Origin of the sequence: Waddlia chondrophila WSU 86-1044 (assembly GCF_000092785.1) — a bacterium.
GTDB lineage: Bacteria > Chlamydiota > Chlamydiia > Chlamydiales > Waddliaceae > Waddlia > Waddlia chondrophila.
The window spans coordinates 883,178-898,371 of record NC_014225.1 but is presented as its reverse complement, the minus strand read 5'-3'; the positions used below and the strand labels follow the sequence as shown (position 1 = coordinate 898,371).

Annotated in this window: 13 protein-coding genes; 5 read left to right on the top strand and 8 right to left on the bottom strand. The window is 44.4% G+C overall.

Annotation, left to right across the window (positions count from 1 at the left end; all coding sequences use genetic code 11):
• Positions 1 to 46 precede the first annotated feature (46 nt).
• Genes astD through WCW_RS03990 form a run of 4 tightly spaced genes read left to right on the top strand, consistent with a single transcriptional unit; the run spans position 47 to position 6,471 of the window.
• A complete protein-coding gene (astD, locus tag WCW_RS04005; RefSeq protein WP_013181912.1) occupies positions 47 to 1,456 on the top strand; it encodes a succinylglutamate-semialdehyde dehydrogenase in 1,410 nt (469 codons plus the stop codon).
• The gene (locus WCW_RS04000) at positions 1,453 to 2,808 is read left to right on the top strand and encodes an N-succinylarginine dihydrolase (protein ID WP_013181911.1); all 1,356 of its coding nucleotides are present in this window, start codon (positions 1,453 to 1,455) and stop codon (positions 2,806 to 2,808) included. Before astD ends, WCW_RS04000 begins: the two co-directional genes overlap by 4 nt.
• Positions 2,805 to 5,555: an FAD-binding and (Fe-S)-binding domain-containing protein gene (locus tag WCW_RS03995; protein WP_013181910.1), complete on the top strand. Its 2,751-nt coding sequence runs from the start codon at positions 2,805 to 2,807 to the stop codon at positions 5,553 to 5,555. The genes WCW_RS04000 and WCW_RS03995 overlap by 4 nt, the downstream gene beginning before the upstream one ends.
• Entirely contained in the window at positions 5,548 to 6,471 is a 924-nt protein-coding gene (locus WCW_RS03990) for a hypothetical protein (protein WP_013181909.1), read from the top strand. The genes WCW_RS03995 and WCW_RS03990 overlap by 8 nt, the downstream gene beginning before the upstream one ends.
• On the opposite strand, the gene WCW_RS03985 is transcribed toward WCW_RS03990, so the two are convergent.
• The 4 genes from WCW_RS03985 to WCW_RS03970 form a co-directional block, all read right to left on the bottom strand.
• Complete coding sequence (locus WCW_RS03985; protein WP_013181908.1) at positions 6,461 to 7,399, bottom strand: hypothetical protein; 939 nt, start codon at positions 7,397 to 7,399, stop codon at positions 6,461 to 6,463. The two genes, WCW_RS03990 and WCW_RS03985, sit on opposite strands and share 11 nt — an antisense overlap.
• Positions 7,400 to 7,461: 62 nt before the next feature.
• Positions 7,462 to 8,787, bottom strand: coding sequence for a hypothetical protein (locus WCW_RS03980; protein ID WP_013181907.1), 1,326 nt, complete (start codon positions 8,785 to 8,787; stop codon positions 7,462 to 7,464).
• A 347-nt stretch (positions 8,788 to 9,134) separates the two neighbouring features.
• Positions 9,135 to 9,896, bottom strand: a complete 762-nt coding sequence (locus tag WCW_RS03975; protein WP_013181286.1) for an IS3 family transposase — start codon at positions 9,894 to 9,896, stop codon at positions 9,135 to 9,137.
• The gene (locus tag WCW_RS03970) at positions 9,893 to 10,171 is read right to left on the bottom strand and encodes a transposase (RefSeq protein ID WP_013181285.1); all 279 of its coding nucleotides are present in this window, start codon (positions 10,169 to 10,171) and stop codon (positions 9,893 to 9,895) included. The genes WCW_RS03975 and WCW_RS03970 overlap by 4 nt, the downstream gene beginning before the upstream one ends.
• 159 nt (positions 10,172 to 10,330) lie before the next feature.
• Here WCW_RS03970 and WCW_RS03965 point away from each other — a divergent pair, with 159 nt between their 5' ends.
• A complete protein-coding gene (locus tag WCW_RS03965) occupies positions 10,331 to 12,043 on the top strand; it encodes a hypothetical protein (protein WP_013181906.1) in 1,713 nt (570 codons plus the stop codon).
• A 21-nt stretch (positions 12,044 to 12,064) separates the two neighbouring features.
• On the opposite strand, the gene rfaE1 is transcribed toward WCW_RS03965, so the two are convergent.
• The 4 genes from rfaE1 to rpsR all read right to left on the bottom strand — a co-directional run bounded on the left by rfaE1 (position 12,065) and on the right by rpsR (position 15,147).
• Complete coding sequence (gene rfaE1 / locus WCW_RS03960) at positions 12,065 to 13,342, bottom strand: D-glycero-beta-D-manno-heptose-7-phosphate kinase (RefSeq protein WP_143876347.1); 1,278 nt, start codon at positions 13,340 to 13,342, stop codon at positions 12,065 to 12,067.
• Positions 13,336 to 14,316 carry an ADP-glyceromanno-heptose 6-epimerase gene (gene rfaD, locus WCW_RS03955; RefSeq protein ID WP_013181904.1) on the bottom strand — a complete coding sequence of 327 codons (981 nt, stop codon included), beginning with the start codon at positions 14,314 to 14,316 and terminating at the stop codon, positions 13,336 to 13,338. The genes rfaE1 and rfaD overlap by 7 nt, the downstream gene beginning before the upstream one ends.
• 84 nt (positions 14,317 to 14,400) lie before the next feature.
• Positions 14,401 to 14,904, bottom strand: a complete 504-nt coding sequence (rplI, locus tag WCW_RS03950; RefSeq protein ID WP_013181903.1) for a 50S ribosomal protein L9 — start codon at positions 14,902 to 14,904, stop codon at positions 14,401 to 14,403.
• An 18-nt stretch (positions 14,905 to 14,922) separates the two neighbouring features.
• Positions 14,923 to 15,147: a 30S ribosomal protein S18 gene (rpsR, locus tag WCW_RS03945; protein WP_041941774.1), complete on the bottom strand. Its 225-nt coding sequence runs from the start codon at positions 15,145 to 15,147 to the stop codon at positions 14,923 to 14,925.
• Between the last annotated feature and the right edge of the window lie 47 nt (positions 15,148 to 15,194).

The window sequence follows — 15,194 nt, the reverse complement described above, 5'->3', positions numbered from 1 at the left end:
ACGGTATATTGAATTTTATTGGCTAAATCACTAATGATGGGGCCAAATGATTAGATCCATCAATCCAGCTACAGGGGAAATACTTTGGGAAGGGCTGCCTGCAGGCCAAGCAGAAGTTGATGCTGCCGTCAGCTTGGCCGCTCAAGCAGCTCCTCTCTGGAGCGGAATTTCATTCAGAGAACGAGAAGCGCTGGTCAGACATTTTGGAGAACTTCTTGAAAAAAAGCGCGAAGCTATCGCATTGACCATTTCTCAGGAGATGGGAAAACCTCTCTGGGAGTCAAAAACAGAAGTCGGTGCAATGATCGGTAAAATCGAAACTTCGATTGCGGCGCAAAAAGAGCGCTGTCCGGAAAAAACCTCGGAATCCGCCCGCTTCCGCACCTGCACACGCCACAAGCCTCTGGGTATCTGCGCTGTATTCGGCCCCTATAATTTCCCCGGACACCTTCCAAACGGGCATATTGTTCCCGCTCTTCTTGCAGGAAATACAATCGTTTTGAAACCCAGCGAGATCACTCCATTTGTCTCTGAAAAAATCGTCGATATTTGGAAAGAGGCAGGGCTTCCCAAAGGAGTGCTCAACCTAGTGCAAGGAGATGCAGAGACTGGGCAATATTTGGCCCACCACCCCTTAATCAATGCTCTTTTTTTTACAGGCAGCTGGCAAACAGGTAAAATTCTTTCAGAGCTGTTTGGTTCCCGCCCCGATCGCTTGCTTGCCTTGGAAATGGGAGGAAACAATCCACTTGTCTTAGGTGATATTGAACAGGTTGATGCTGCAGCCTATACCATTATCCAATCCGCCTATCTTACATCCGGACAACGCTGCACGTGTGCCAGGCGATTGATCGTTCAGGAAAAACACCAACCAATTATCGACTGCCTATTGGAATGGCTGCCTAAATTAAAAATCGGCGCCTATGACTCAACTCCAGAACCATTTATGGGACCTCTCATCTCTCAAGCTGCTGCAGAAAAGGTTTTAAACGCACAATCCAATTTATTGAAGCAGGGTGCAAAAGCCTTGCTAAAATCTTCTAAAATCAATCCCGATCTACCTATGCTTTCTCCCGGTTTGCTAGATGTAACAACAGCTTCAAACGTCCCTGATGAAGAGATTTTTGGCCCTCTGTTGCAGCTCGTCTACACTGACAGTTTTGAAGCCTCAGTTCAAGAAGCAAATCGCACAGCTTATGGCTTAGCCGCCTCGCTGTTATCGGAGTCGCAAGAGGAGTATACACATTTTTACCGTTCCGTACGCGCCGGCGTAATCAATTGGAACTGCCCAACGACCGGAGCTTCCAGCCTGTCGCCTTTCGGAGGAGTCGGCCAAAGCGGCAATTACCGTCCAAGCGCCTATTACGCAGCTGATTACTGCAACTATCCCGTCGCCTCTCTTGAAAGCACAACTCTCACTTTACCGGAATCCTTAAGCCCTGGAATCCCTCGATGAACGCTCCTGCTTATGAAGTCAATATTGACGGCCTTGTCGGCCCCACACACTCTTACGGTGGGTTATCCAAAGGGAATCTAGCATCCATAGAAAATGCCGGGAACATTTCGAATCCAAAAATTGCAGCACTTCAAGGATTGAATAAAATGAAACAGATGGCCGACTACGGCTATCGGCAACTGATCCTTCCACCGCACGAACGCCCTCACCTACCTACCTTGCGCGCTTTGGGCTATACCGGAGTAGATAACCGCATCCCTGGAAAAGTTTATCAAGACAATCCAGAGCTTCTTTACCAGTACTCCTCTGCCGCTTCGATGTTTGCAGCTAATGCCGCAACAGCGACCCCTTCCATAGACGCAGCTGACAACCGTTTGCATTTAACCCCTGCAAATAAAGCAGCAACGCCTCATCGGATCATTGAAGCGGAAACAACTCTTCGTCTACTCCGTACAATATTTCCTAATCCAACCTTTTTTACCATTCATCCGCCACTCCCCTTCCACCCCCTTTTTCACGATGAAGGAGCCGCTAACCACATCCGTTTCTGCACCGATCTTCGTTATGTCGGTGTTCACCTCTTTGTCTATGGCAAAGCAAATGAAATGGACGACTTGCCTGAAGAGCGGATATACACTCCCCGTCAAACATTGGAAGCGCAAAAGGCAATTGCCAGATCGCACCGCTTGGATCCTTCACAAGTTGTCTATGCCATGCAGTCAACCGAGGCTCTGAACCAGGGAGTCTTTCACAACGATCTCATCTCCATGGGATGCCACGACCTATTCATTTATCACGAGCTAGCCTTTGAAAACCCTGAAGCAGTGCTCGATGAACTTAAAAATACATTTAACGAAATTTGCGACCAGCCTCTAAAAACAATTAAAGTAGCCAATAACGAGATCCACCTGAAAGCTGCTATCAAAACCTACTTTTTTAACTCTCAAATCATCAAACTTCAAGACGGCGGCTTCGTCCTCTTTTGTCCAAAACAATGCCAAAATCATCAAGATGTCAATAAGTACCTCACCAATCTTCTCAAAGATCCGAAAAGTCCAATTGCCGATATTCACTATATTGATCTCGACCAAAGCATGCGCAATGGCGGCGGACCTGCCTGCCTGCGTTTTTCCACCGTGCTAACAGATATAGAGCTTGAGCAAGTGAACCCCAACCTGTTTCTCACCGATAAGCTCTATGATCGATTGAGCGAATGGATCAACATCCACTATAGAGATTCGCTAAAGCTTGAGGATCTCGCAGACCCTTCTCTAGTAGACGAAACTCAAGAAGCGCTCAACGTGCTGACCCAGATTCTCGACCTTGGCCGCATCTACGATTTTCAACAATGACTCTTTTCAATGATCTTAAACAGTCTATTCAAGGCACGATCTTATCCGATCCTGCCAGCCTTGGCATCTACAGCGTCGATGCCTCTATTTATGAAGTGATGCCGACAGCCGTTGTCCTTCCTAAAAACATCAATGATATCCGCTTTGCTGTCAAAATCGCTGCCAAACACCACATTCCCATCACTCCAAGAGGAGCTGCAACAGGAATTACAGGAGGATGCTTAGGTTCCGGAATTATCCTCGATCTCTCCCTTCATCTAAACCGCATCTTAGAAATCAATCTTGAGCAGGAATATGCGCTCTGCGAACCTGGCGTTGTACAAGATCGGCTGAACGACGCCTTGCGAACAAATGGATATCGGCTGGGGCCTGATACCTCAACCGGTAATCGAGCAACTTTGGGAGGAATGCTTGCCAACAATGCTGCTGGAGCCCGCTCCCTGAAATACGGCCGCATGATCGACCACGTGCTGGAAGTTGAAATGATTCTTGCCACAGGAGAGATAATCACCTTCGGCCCGAACACCCCAGTCCAACACCCAATCGTGCAAAAAATTTTGCAGATGTGCAATCAAAATAAAGAAGAAATCAAGAAAAGATTTCCATCCATCCCGCGCAGGGTTTCCGGATACAATCTCGACGCTCTCTTAGGAGATGGGATTCCAAACCTTTGCCCTTTGATTGTAGGATCTGAAGGAACTTTAGGAGTCGTGACTAAAATCAAAGTCGCAATCGCCCCTTTGCCCAAACAAACATCTCTTTCCGTGATCCACTTTGATGACATGATTGAAGGGTTGTCAGAAGTGCCTAGACTCCTTTCATTCAACCCCATCTCCCTAGAGATGATCGACCGCAATATCCTGGAAGCCGGCCAAACTTCCCCTGCACTCAAAGACAAACTCGATTGGCTGCATGGGAACCCTGCAATGGTCTTAGTTGCAGAATTTGAAGGAGATCCGGATCAAGCTCTTGAGAAACCGATCGGATATGCGCAAACCATTTTGAAAGATCCCAAAATCCAGGAACATGTTTGGCTGGTACGGAAAGCAGGACTAGGTCTTTTGCTATCTAAGCGCAGCTACAGCCGTGCGATTGCATTCATTGAAGATATCAGCGTAGATCCTCAAAACATTGCGGAATTTATGCAAGAATTCCTTGCATACCTTGAAAAAAAAGGAAAAAGAGCTGGTATCTATGGACATGCGGGGTCAGGCTGCCTGCATATCCGCCCCTACATCGATTTGCGAGATCCCAAAGAACGCCAGACCATGAAACAGATACAAGAACACGTTGCCGATCTTGTGATGCAGTACGGTGGGACACTCAGCGGTGAACATGGAGACGGGCTTGTGCGCTCCTGGTTAACCTCTAAGCTCTACGGAGAAAATATCTACTCCCTGTTTAAGCAAGTAAAAGAGATTTTCGATCCAAATCATTTGATGAACCCGGGAAAAATCGTAAGAGCTCCTCCTTTTCTTCAAAATCTTAGAAAAACTCCAGTAAAAAGCCTGGACACCTTTCTCGACTTTTCAAAAGAAGGAGGCATAGAGCTCTCTGCCGACCTGTGCAACGGAAACGCGCAGTGCCGAAAAAAAGAAGGCACCATGTGCCCCTCCTTTCAAGCAACCGGCCGCGAATACGATTCCACACGTGCTCGGGCACAAACGCTGCGCGGCATTCTTCACGGCAGCCTGTCTGCCGATGGATTAGCGTCAAAAGAGCTGTATCACGTCCTTGACCTTTGCCTGCAATGCAAAGGGTGCAAATCGGAATGCCCCTCGCAAGTCGACATGGCAAAAATGAAAACAGAGTTTCTGCACCATTTCCATAAAAAGCACGGTCTTACCTTAAGAGACAGGATCTTCGGACATATCGGTACAATCAACCAAATCTCTTCCCATTTCCCACGCCTGTTCAACGCAATTGGAAAAACACGGCCAGCGAAAAAAATGATCGAAACCCTGGGCATCACCAGCCAACGAGAGCTGCCTGAGCTTGCTCTCAAGCGTTTTTCCAAATGGTTTTCCAAACATCCAAAGATCGGCGGCAGAAAAATCTTGTTATTCAATGACACTTTCAACGAATTTAATTGCCCAGAGGTAGGAATTGCAGCTGTGAAAGTGCTTGAAAAACTGGGATATCAAATCATTTCGCCTCCTTGGACCTGCTGCGGCCGCACTTTAATTTCCAAAGGGATGCTTGATTCAGCTAAAGTACAAGCCGAAAAACTTATCGCCACCCTTCTCCCCTATGCCAAAGAAAACATTCCCATCATAGGGCTTGAGCCCAGTTGCCTGCTAACGATCAAGGACGATTTTCAAGGACTTTTAGGCTATGAAAATCCTGATCTGAAAATAGTGAATGCGATGAGCCAAACATTTGACCAGTTTATCGCATCCCATCACAAACTTCCTTTCCAAAACACAAAAGATTCAGTTAAACTGCACGGACATTGCCATCAAAAAGCATTGACAGGCACAAGCAGCGCGATGAAAATCTTGCACACTCTTGGAAATCCTTCTGAAATTCCTTCCGGCTGCTGTGGAATGGCAGGCTCTTTCGGCTATGAAAAGGAGCATTATCAGATCTCAATGGCAATCGGAGAGCTCAAACTCTTTCCAGCAGTGCGGCAGACGGAGGATCCCATTATTGCCGACGGTTTCTCGTGCCGTTGCCAAATCGCACACGCAACAGGAAAAACACCGCTTCATCTTGCACAATACTTAGCTAATTTAAAATATGTTTAACAAAATCATCTTTTTCATCTTTATTCTATATCAATTTAATACTTTCTCGCAGGAATGCAACACTCCATTATTATTGCTGCATTTAGATGTTAATAAAACATTGATTGCAGAAGATCAGACAGCAGGCCAGTCTTTGGAATTCATGATTGCCAGCGAGATTGCTGAAAAAACTGTTCATCAATGGGAGCCGAACCTTCCCCCCATGAGTTACGCCGATTATGTGAGAAAGATCTTGGTGCCGGGAGCAACAACAAAAGAGATCAAGGAAAAGAGAAAGAAAATTTTGAGAAATTTTATCAATATCTTGGAAAACTCCGATCATCCTGATAAAAACGCAATCATTGCCCAGTATTATACCTGTATAGAAAAGATGGAAGGGAGATATCTCATCCCCTCTTTTGTAAAATTTTTGTGTATACTAAAGGAGCAAAAAGCAGCTTTCAGAATCATCTTACGGACATATGGCAATGACATACGCCTTGGAAAAGTCACAAAGGAGATTGAAAGCGTTCTCGATGGCGATCGCTTTTTCTATCGAGGAAGCTTTAAAAAAGGCACCCTAAAAATCAAAGGAATGGACAGCATGCGAAAAGCTGAAGAAATCTACCTCTTTTTTCGCGATACAATAGGACATGTAGCGATACAAGATGATTGGAAGACTTGGCTTAAAGACAACAAAAGAAGAAGGTCGGGCAAGCCATTTATTTTTGATCCCGCAGATAAAGAAATTCTATCGTTATTCTTTGACGATAATATCAACTCTGATCCCGATTCAGAATTCGGAATCGTCAATCTTTTGCCGATCAATGAGAGTGAGGTTAGCTCTTCTCTTCTCCACAAACTCTATCTTCGAAAAGTAGAGACAATCGAAGCGATTCTGGACGAAGATTACTTCTTGAAGTTGATTAAAATCTAAGCCCTACAGTCAGTTCTGCACCGTAGCGGGTGAGTGTATCGCACGCAAGATGCACAGCACCTGCATCAGCACTTAAAGGGTACACCACTTGAGGAGCGTAGGAAAAGGCGCCGTAAAACCCATGCACTCCAAGAGTGAAGCACCCGTTGATAAACATCATGCCCATTTTCCCCTCTCCGTAGATCGCAAATTCATCATGACTGAGATCCATGGTAAAATCGTTGGAAGCACTCACGATCTGATTTGAAGTCAAACAGTCATTGGCATAGTAGAAGTCGAGATCTCCTGAGAGGAAGAATGCCATGCAAGAGGTGAAAAACGCTTCTCCTCTAATACCCAGCGCTAAACCAACGTAATCTGTGCTGAGCTCGTCTTCGACTGAAAAATTAGTCACTTTTGCCCCTTGAAACGTTCCATAAAAGCGATGGTTTTGCTCAAGTCGTTTATAAGAGAGCCCTGCCGCCCAGCTTATTCGATTGCAGTCAGTACAAAAGAAATCACAAATAAAAACCGCATCTCCTCCATAAATTTTCAATTCCAGTGCACTGACTCCATAATCAGCTGCCGTCGTATAGAAGTTGCCATTTCCTGTAATTTCGTAAAAAAGAAGAGAATTCGAACTCAGGGCCGTTGTGCTATCGCTGCCTTCTTCGTTTTGTGAATAAAATCCCCGCAACTCGCCCATCGAGCAACCACTCCATTGAAATCCAAGCGCAGCCATCACTCCCCAGCCGCATTCATCCGTATCGATTCCGCCTCTTGGAGATAGGGTCGTTACCTCCTCGCCAGTTCCTCTGACAATAGCGTTCGTCTCAGGGACATTGAACCAAATATAGCTGGCTCCAAAATCTGAATACCCGGCACAAGTGACTCCTTCAAGACCAAATGCAAAAAGAAAAGTAAAGGCCACTAAGATCATTCTGAACATAAGAATATTCCTTAAATAAAGAACATTCTAGAAAGAGACTGGAATTAAAGCAACTGGAAGAATCAGCGGACGCGGGGGTCTGTTTCCTTAATAATATAGCTGACGTTTTTCTGATTAAACCCTTTATACCCCTCTCTACGCTGCAAATTTTCCATATGGCTTCCAACGGCGCCAAACTTAAGGAATTTCTCTTTTTCTTCCGAAGATATTTTTCCTTCCACCAGCAACTTATCCAATCGTTTTGGATCGATTACCCATTGCTCGCCATGAGTGAACGCTTGCTTTAGATAGGAAAAGTTGCTGAAAGGATCCATCATTCCAACCCCTTGTTGATGAAGATCGTTTGTCAGCTCTTCGAAAGAGAACTGCGCTTCTAGATGATGCATACCCGCTTTGAGAATCGAATCTCCATGCAGTGCACACCAAAGCCCTATCGTTCCCAATTCGGGGAGCTCAGAAAGCTTCTCATGAGCAAAATCAATGTGCAGCTCCTCAGGCGAAAGGTCGAGATCGCAAAAAAGAACAAGGCCTGCACCCGGGTTTTCCATCACTTGAGCTCCCCAGCCGGCCTCCTCTCCTGCGTAGAACCGTTCACGGCAATGAAAACCTAAAAGCTCAAATAACCGAATCAATTGAGGGAAAAATTTGCGGGATGAACGGAAGGTGTGGTGGTCATGATTTGCCCATCCCATTCCCAGCCTATCCTGCCTGTTTTTTTGTACTTGTCCAGCGTGATTGCGCGCTTGCCAATAAGCGCGTTCTCCTTCCATAACAGCCCAAGCTGCCAAATCCCTGCCGATTAATGCGATCATCTGTTTTACTGCATCGAAAGCGTTCTGCATCCCTTCTTCTTCGTCGTCAGCAGCACGTTCACGCGTCTTCCATATCTCAAGCGCTTTTAAATACTTTTCCGTTCCATTTTTCTCTGCTTCCTCAGGTTCAACTTCTGGATAGCAACGCCTTTCCACCACCCAAAGAAAGCAATCATTTTCCTTTTCCACAAGTGCTCTTCTGAATCTGCCATAAGGAATACCCTCAATATTTGAAGAGATGCCATGAACCATTAAAAAATCTGCACATTGTTCCACCTTGACTGCGACCCCCTCTTTTTGCATCACAGCAATACGCGGTAATTGCGCTCCTGGGTGGTAGTAGACGCCTTCAGCTTGAAGCTCAAATCCAACCTCCTCAAAACATTTGACTGCACTTTGATCGACAACCGCAAAATAATCGATCCAGTCGAAAAGCCGTGTACTCGTGTGTTTCTGCAAATCCTCTTCAAATTGTCTGATTTTTCCATTTTTTTCACGGTAGAGTGTTAAAAGATCGCTAAGACACTTTTCAGCTGCCGGCTGCCTTTCCCACTTAAACTGCAGTTCATTTTCCATGAATTCTTCTCCTATTTTCACCTGATTTTTAGAGAGATCTTAAGTTAAATGCAAATTAAAAAAAATATTGTATAATAGACGTAGGGTATATTTCAAAGATTTAGGAGGTCATGATGTCTGGTTCTGGAGGAGTGCGATCAAGAATCGCTTTTTTTCAAAGCATGATCGACGAACCAACTGTAGTGCTACCCGTTAATCAAGCAAAAACTAAGAGAGTTTTCGCCCCCCTGATACAGGAATTTTCGAAGCTCTCAGATTGCAGTAAATGCTGCCTTTCAGCTCGCTAACGCTCGGCATTGACCGCAATCTGATTTCTCCTTCAATGCTTCCTATCAGGGGCGCTCGCATTAAGCAGCCTCACATTTATAATAATGTTTTTCCATTTCATTTGGAGATCGGTATTTCAAAGTAGAGTGCAGGTAATCGGAATTGTATTTCAGAACCCAACTTTGCAATTCTTTTGAGAGTTCTTCTGAAGACCTCCATTCTTTTAGCCATAAAAGCTCCTCTTTCATGGTGCGCATGAATCGCTCGGTCTCTGCATTTCCCTTTGGATTGTTGTAGCTTGTGTAAATTTGCTCTACATCTACTTTTGAGCAGTAACGCATATAAGCCTCTGAAGTGGGCTGACATCCGTTATCTGAGACAAGTTTTAGTCCTTTGCCACGGGCCCCTTCTGGAAATTGCGTGTTAAGCGCCCGGTCTAATGCTTCTAGCCAGTCTATTGACTTAGAGCGCCTTCCAGACTTCAACCCCACAATTTTTTTCGTGTACCAGTCAAGTACAACTGTTATGTAAGTCCAGCCATCGCCTTCGACAAAAACTTTTGTCATGTCTGTTCCCCATATCTGATTAGGTTTTTCCGCCTTGGGCTTCGGTCGATGATGTCTATCAGCAGTTTTAGGCCTCATTTTTTTGGCGCAAAGAAGATTTCGCTCTTTCATAATTCGATAAATGCGTTTCAAATTGCACGGTATTCCATCTCTATAACGCAAACTTGCCCATACTCGCCTGTAACCCCAAAAGGGGTGCTCCATTTTTATCTGAGCAATTCTTTCGGCGAGGACATCATCGATTTTTCTTCTTATCTCAGGACGTTTTCTCTTCACAGATACCACTCCTCGTCGTTTTTTTTTAACTCGAGAGTAAGATCTGCAACCACTTGTTTCAAACGATTGTTTTGCTTCTGAAGACGTGCTTCCTTTTGGTCTGATTTTCCTTTTTCAAACGCTCGGCTCGCATTGTTTAGAAAACAGTCCTTCCATTGGTAGAACTGAGCCTGACTTATTTCGTATTCAGTGCAAATTTCGGCAAGGGGACGACCCCTTAATCCTTCCAATATAATTTTTGTTTTTAATTCAGGAGTCCATTTTCTTCGTTTCATGAGTAAAACCCTATAGTTTAGATAGTTATTTTACTCTCTTAGCTCCTTTTATGTCTTAACGGGGAGCAGTATACAACAAAGCCAAAGACTGACTCCACAACAGGGCCGCAAACAAGTTCTCCTTCTACAGGAATAACAGTTTCTACGAATCCTGAGGGTATGGGAGCTGAAAAAACCAGCAGTGTTGTAGAAGAAAGTAAGATTTTTACTCAAGAAAGCTCATCAGAGCGGCCTCTTTCAGAAATAGGGGTGGATACTCATTTACCATCACAAGTTAAACCAACAGCAGACAAAGCTGATACAGTGCAGCAAGAGAAGTTTTTTTCAAAATCTGAGAAAAGACAAGGTCGAATTTTAGATCAAAGAATCGTTAAAGAAGCCCTGGAAGGCGGTGCAGATGTTGAAAACCTCGCTAGTCTAAAAAAGACAGATCATGTTGTGCAGGAAACACAAATTTTCAAACAAAGTAGCGAGGAAAGCCCACCTCTTTCGGAAAAAAAAGTAGACCCCAATCCAAAACCAGAGCTCAGGAGGATGCCGCATCAGTTTTTTGATAAAAAAGTCATTGGAGGAATCCGTGCTCAAAGTCATGAAAACGGCGGAGATGTTAAGGATCTTTCCGAACCACCAAAAGAATTGAAAACAGCTCAGAGACCTTCTGATGAAAACATTAAAACAATATCTAATGCTCTTGCTTCTTTAAACAAAAAGACAAAGTTGGGTGTATCTTTGGGAAAAGATGGCCATGTAAACATCTCCACTAAAAAAAGAGGGAGAATTGGGAAAGCTGGAAAATCTCAAGAAACAAAAGAATCAATGAATACCATGCTTGATGTCATGGAAGAAATTATGAGAAATGGTCCGGAAAATGCTAAAAACGAGGTTTTTAAATCTTTAAGATCTATAAACTCAAAAAGTTGGAGCAGAGATGTTTTAAAACAAAATCCCCAGATGAAAGCAAGATTCCAAGCCATCAAAAATAATTTTCCTCACCTAACCATTAAACCAAGCAGCAGCGATCTGAACACCTTTTCCGAGATGGTAGGCAAAGTTTCCGGAGACCTTGAAAGCAAAGACTATAAAGGGCTATCTGATACCTTAACAGAACATTCTGGCACGCTTAAAACAATTCTGGAAAATTCAGGAATGGATCCCAAAAAAACCGTTGATATCTCATCCCGAGGCAGAGCAGATCTACTTGGTATTCCAATGGAGGAGTTCTTTGGCTTAGTTCCTAGCGAACATTCTGGCAGCGCAATTATTCAAGATATCATTGATCACACACAATTCCTTAAAGATAATCCAGAAGAGGGATATGCTCTTACATCTGGGCAAGAGTTAGCAGCTCAAAGGCAGGGTGATCGCGAAATAAGTTCTTTTCAGATATTTGGTAGAGTTGCGCGTACCACAGGTGGTGGACCTTCGGTTACCACAACTATGGCAAAGCAACTAGACAGATGTGTCGATGGATTTTGTGCTAAATTTATCGTTGATCCTGAACGCGCAGATAAAGAAGGAAGCGATGATCTTACGCCATTACAAATGACTAGAAATGATATGATCCAGAGCCGACTTGAAGAAATTTCCGATTTTAAAGATTTTATGGAAGACAGATCAAATATCAACAAAAAAATTATGAAAATATTAAGAGCAGATACAATTGATCCGAAAGGTCTAGAAGATGTAATCAAAGACATTAAAGCTTTTGAAGAAAAATACAAACCTCTTGCTGAAAAACATCAAAAGGAACTTCAAAAAATCAGAGGTGAAATACCTAAAAATATAGGGTTTTTTACTGAAAAGGAAAATATTCAGGACAAACCAGAATACGCAGAAATGTTAAGGGAATATGCCTCCAAGTACACAAATTAAGAACTGATACTCAAATTTTTTTTAAGAAAAAGAAAAAATTTCATCAGCAAAAAGCAGTTTGCTGACATACTCCAAACCACCTCTCTTCACAATAATATAGTCCACATCATGCAGTGAAGCAATGACATCGACAAAAATGGGACTCGGATTCTCGTCTTCAATATGCACAACTAAATCCCAAGACTTCTTCTGGGCCACCTTGCGAATCGCTTCAAATAGATCTGTTCCAATCCCCCCTTTAGAAGAGAGCGATAAAATCGCAAATTCTCTTCCCTTCAACGCCTCCTGCAGCGCAAACAGATGCTCCTCATCAAATACCTTATTGCCAACATCTTCGCTAAGTAACTGCCTTGCTAACTCAGCAAGCGTCACGCGTGCACAGCCAAAATGGGAAACCGCAACTCCAGCAGCAACATTTGAAAGACGCGTCGCATCCGAAACGGTGAGCTGATTCGCCAAAGCAACTGTCAACATTGCCAACACCGTATCTCCCGCCCCTGTCACATCAACCACTTCTCGAGCGCGGACAGGAAAATCCTCCCGCTTACCAGATTGGTAAAAAAGAGAGATCCCCTCTTCCGATCTTGTCACCATCAACACTTCCGCCTGCGTAATCTCAAGCACTCTCTGCGCTGCAGCCTCTAAAGGTGCATCCATTGGCAGATTCGCTGCTGCATACACCTCTCCAAGGTTTGGCTTAACCACTGTCGCTTTTCGATATTTGGTAAAGTCAATCCCCTTGGGATCAGCGATAATTGGGATGTTCCGTTGCAAACACTCTTCAATCACAGCCGCCATCAACGTTTTCGTAATCATTCCTTTTCCATAATCGGAAATCGCAACCACTTTAATCGACTCAAGAAGAGTGGGAAGCGCTTCAATGATCTGCTGTTCAATCGCCTCATGCAACGGCAGCGCAGTCTCATAGTCCACCCGTACCATCTGCTGATTATCGGCGATCACCCGATTCTTCACAGGAGTCTGGCAACCTGTCTGAATCCAAATTCCATGCGTCTGCACTCCCTCCCTTTTAAGCGAATCAATCAGGATCTTTCCATGATCGTCTGCGCCTACACGGCCGACCATCAATGTCTCAGCACCCATCGCTGCTAGGTTAAGAGCAACATTTCCTGCACCACCAGGTCTGTGTTCCTCCGCTTGGACATGCAAAACAGGAACCGGCGCCTCTGGAGAAATGCGGCTTGCTTTCCCAATCGTATAGGTGTCTAACATCAAATCGCCAATTACCATGACCGACTGCTTGCTTAAGCGGCGAAAAGAACTAAAAAGATTTACCATTTTTTTCCGGTTAGAAGGTAATTTCTTACGTAATCGATCACACTTGCCTCCAACGGCTCGCATAAGGCGCTCTGCCCCAGAACTCCCGCTGTTTTGCTCATGTCCGCCCGCGTGTAGTTTTGGTATTTGCCGATCAGATCTTCAGGCATCTCGATATATTCGATCTTAGGCTCTTTATCCAGCGCTTTAAAAAGAGCATGCGCAATCTGATTCCAAGTGCCGGCCTTGCCTGTACCTATATTAAAAATCCCACCAGCATCGTTATTAAAGAATGCGCATGTCATCCTGACAGCGTCCTTGATATAGATGAAGTCTCGGCACTGATCGCCATCAGCAAACTTTTCAGGCTCCGATGACTGAAACAGACGAACCTCTCCTTCCCTTTGCACCTGGGATAAAAGATGGACAATCGCTGAGGCCATCCTTCCTTTGTGCGCTTCATTCGGGCCGAAAACATTGAAATATTTTAAACCGACAACCCGGTCCAACACCCCGTTTTTCTTAGCCCACAAATCGAAAAGATGCTTGGAATAGCCATACATATTCAATGGCTCAAGCGTTTCAAGTTTTGAATGGTCATCGGAAAATCCTTTAGAACCATTTCCATAGGTTGCCGCCGATGAAGCGTAAATAAAGCGGTGATTATGGCTAAGCGCATATTCAGCCAGCTTCACAGAAAAACGGTAATTGTTATCAAGAAGATAATCGGCGTTTTTCTCAACAGTACTGGAACACGCCCCCAAATGGATAAACCCGCCAATTTCAGACTCTTTTCCCTTCAACCAATCAAAGCAATTTTCAATGGGAATAATGTCGATAAAGGATTTGCCAATGAGATTTTGCCATTTCTCAGTTTTTTCTAAATTATCGATAAGAATAATGTTCTTGCGGCCATTGTCATTTAAATGCCTCACAACAGATGCACCGATGAAGCCTGCTGCCCCAGTTACAATAATCAGATCATCAACATTCATGCGTTCATCTCCCTATGGAAAATTGTGCCCCATTACATCCAAGGCAGCGCCAGCTGAGAACAGCTGACGCTCGAAAAACTGGCATCACTCTTTCGGCTCTTCTTGAGTTTCTTCAGCTGGAGCTGTTTGCTCTCCTTCTTCAGAAATCACCTTCAATGTAAAAGAAGCTTCTACACCTTCTTTTAACCTTAGAGGAATTTGATGTACACCTGTTGTTTTGATTGGATGCTTCAACTGAACATTTTTCTTCTCGATTAAAATGCTCTTCTGCTCCTGCATCAAGTGCACAATGTCTAACGAAGCAACGGAACCGTACATGTGTCCTTCCGCGTCCACCTTGACAACCGCAGTCAGAGTCGCTCCTTCGATCACCTTAGCAAGCGCCTCAGCCTCAGAACGGTCTTCAGCTGCTCTTTTTTGTCTTTCTTCTTGCAAACGCGCTTGCATACGCAAAGCATTTTTATCAGCAATAATCCCTAAACCTTTGGGTAGGATGAAATTGCGAGCATAACCAGGCTTAACGCTAACCACGTCGCCGCTTCTACCAAGATCTTCGACATCTTCGATGAGTAATAGTTGTGTTGCCATCTGATACGTCTCCTTTGATTATTCCGCGACAAACGGCAAAAGCGCCATGTGTCTTGCTCGTTTAATTGCAGTGGAAAGCATCCTTTGATGATGCGCTGATACACCGGTAATTCGGCGCGGCAGAATTTTTCCCCGCTCGGTGATGAATTTTGAAAGTTGTTCAATATTTTTGTAGTCGATCTCCTTCACACCGGCAGTCGTGAAAGGACAACGCTTCTTTCTACGTGGCCGGCCACCAGTCATTCTTGCCAGGCGAGATCTGAGTTTTGATTTTTTTCGTGACATGATCT

Bases quoted from the DNA above. Each gene is read 5' to 3' on its own strand.
- astD (WP_013181912.1), top strand. From the start codon at position 47: ATGATTAGATCCATCAATCCAGCTACAGGGGAAATACTTTGGGAAGGG.
- WCW_RS04000 (WP_013181911.1), top strand. From the start codon at position 1,453: ATGAACGCTCCTGCTTATGAAGTCAATATTGACGGCCTTGTCGGCCCC.
- WCW_RS03995 (WP_013181910.1), top strand. From the start codon at position 2,805: ATGACTCTTTTCAATGATCTTAAACAGTCTATTCAAGGCACGATCTTA.
- WCW_RS03990 (WP_013181909.1), top strand. From the start codon at position 5,548: ATGTTTAACAAAATCATCTTTTTCATCTTTATTCTATATCAATTTAAT.
- WCW_RS03985 (WP_013181908.1), bottom strand. From the start codon at position 7,399: ATGTTCAGAATGATCTTAGTGGCCTTTACTTTTCTTTTTGCATTTGGT.
- WCW_RS03980 (WP_013181907.1), bottom strand. From the start codon at position 8,787: ATGGAAAATGAACTGCAGTTTAAGTGGGAAAGGCAGCCGGCAGCTGAA.
- WCW_RS03970 (WP_013181285.1), bottom strand. From the start codon at position 10,171: ATGAAACGAAGAAAATGGACTCCTGAATTAAAAACAAAAATTATATTG.
- WCW_RS03965 (WP_013181906.1), top strand. From the start codon at position 10,331: ATGGGAGCTGAAAAAACCAGCAGTGTTGTAGAAGAAAGTAAGATTTTT.
- rfaE1 (WP_143876347.1), bottom strand. From the start codon at position 13,342: ATGGTAAATCTTTTTAGTTCTTTTCGCCGCTTAAGCAAGCAGTCGGTC.
- rfaD (WP_013181904.1), bottom strand. From the start codon at position 14,316: ATGAATGTTGATGATCTGATTATTGTAACTGGGGCAGCAGGCTTCATC.
- rplI (WP_013181903.1), bottom strand. From the start codon at position 14,904: ATGGCAACACAACTATTACTCATCGAAGATGTCGAAGATCTTGGTAGA.
- rpsR (WP_041941774.1), bottom strand. From the start codon at position 15,147: ATGACTGGTGGCCGGCCACGTAGAAAGAAGCGTTGTCCTTTCACGACT.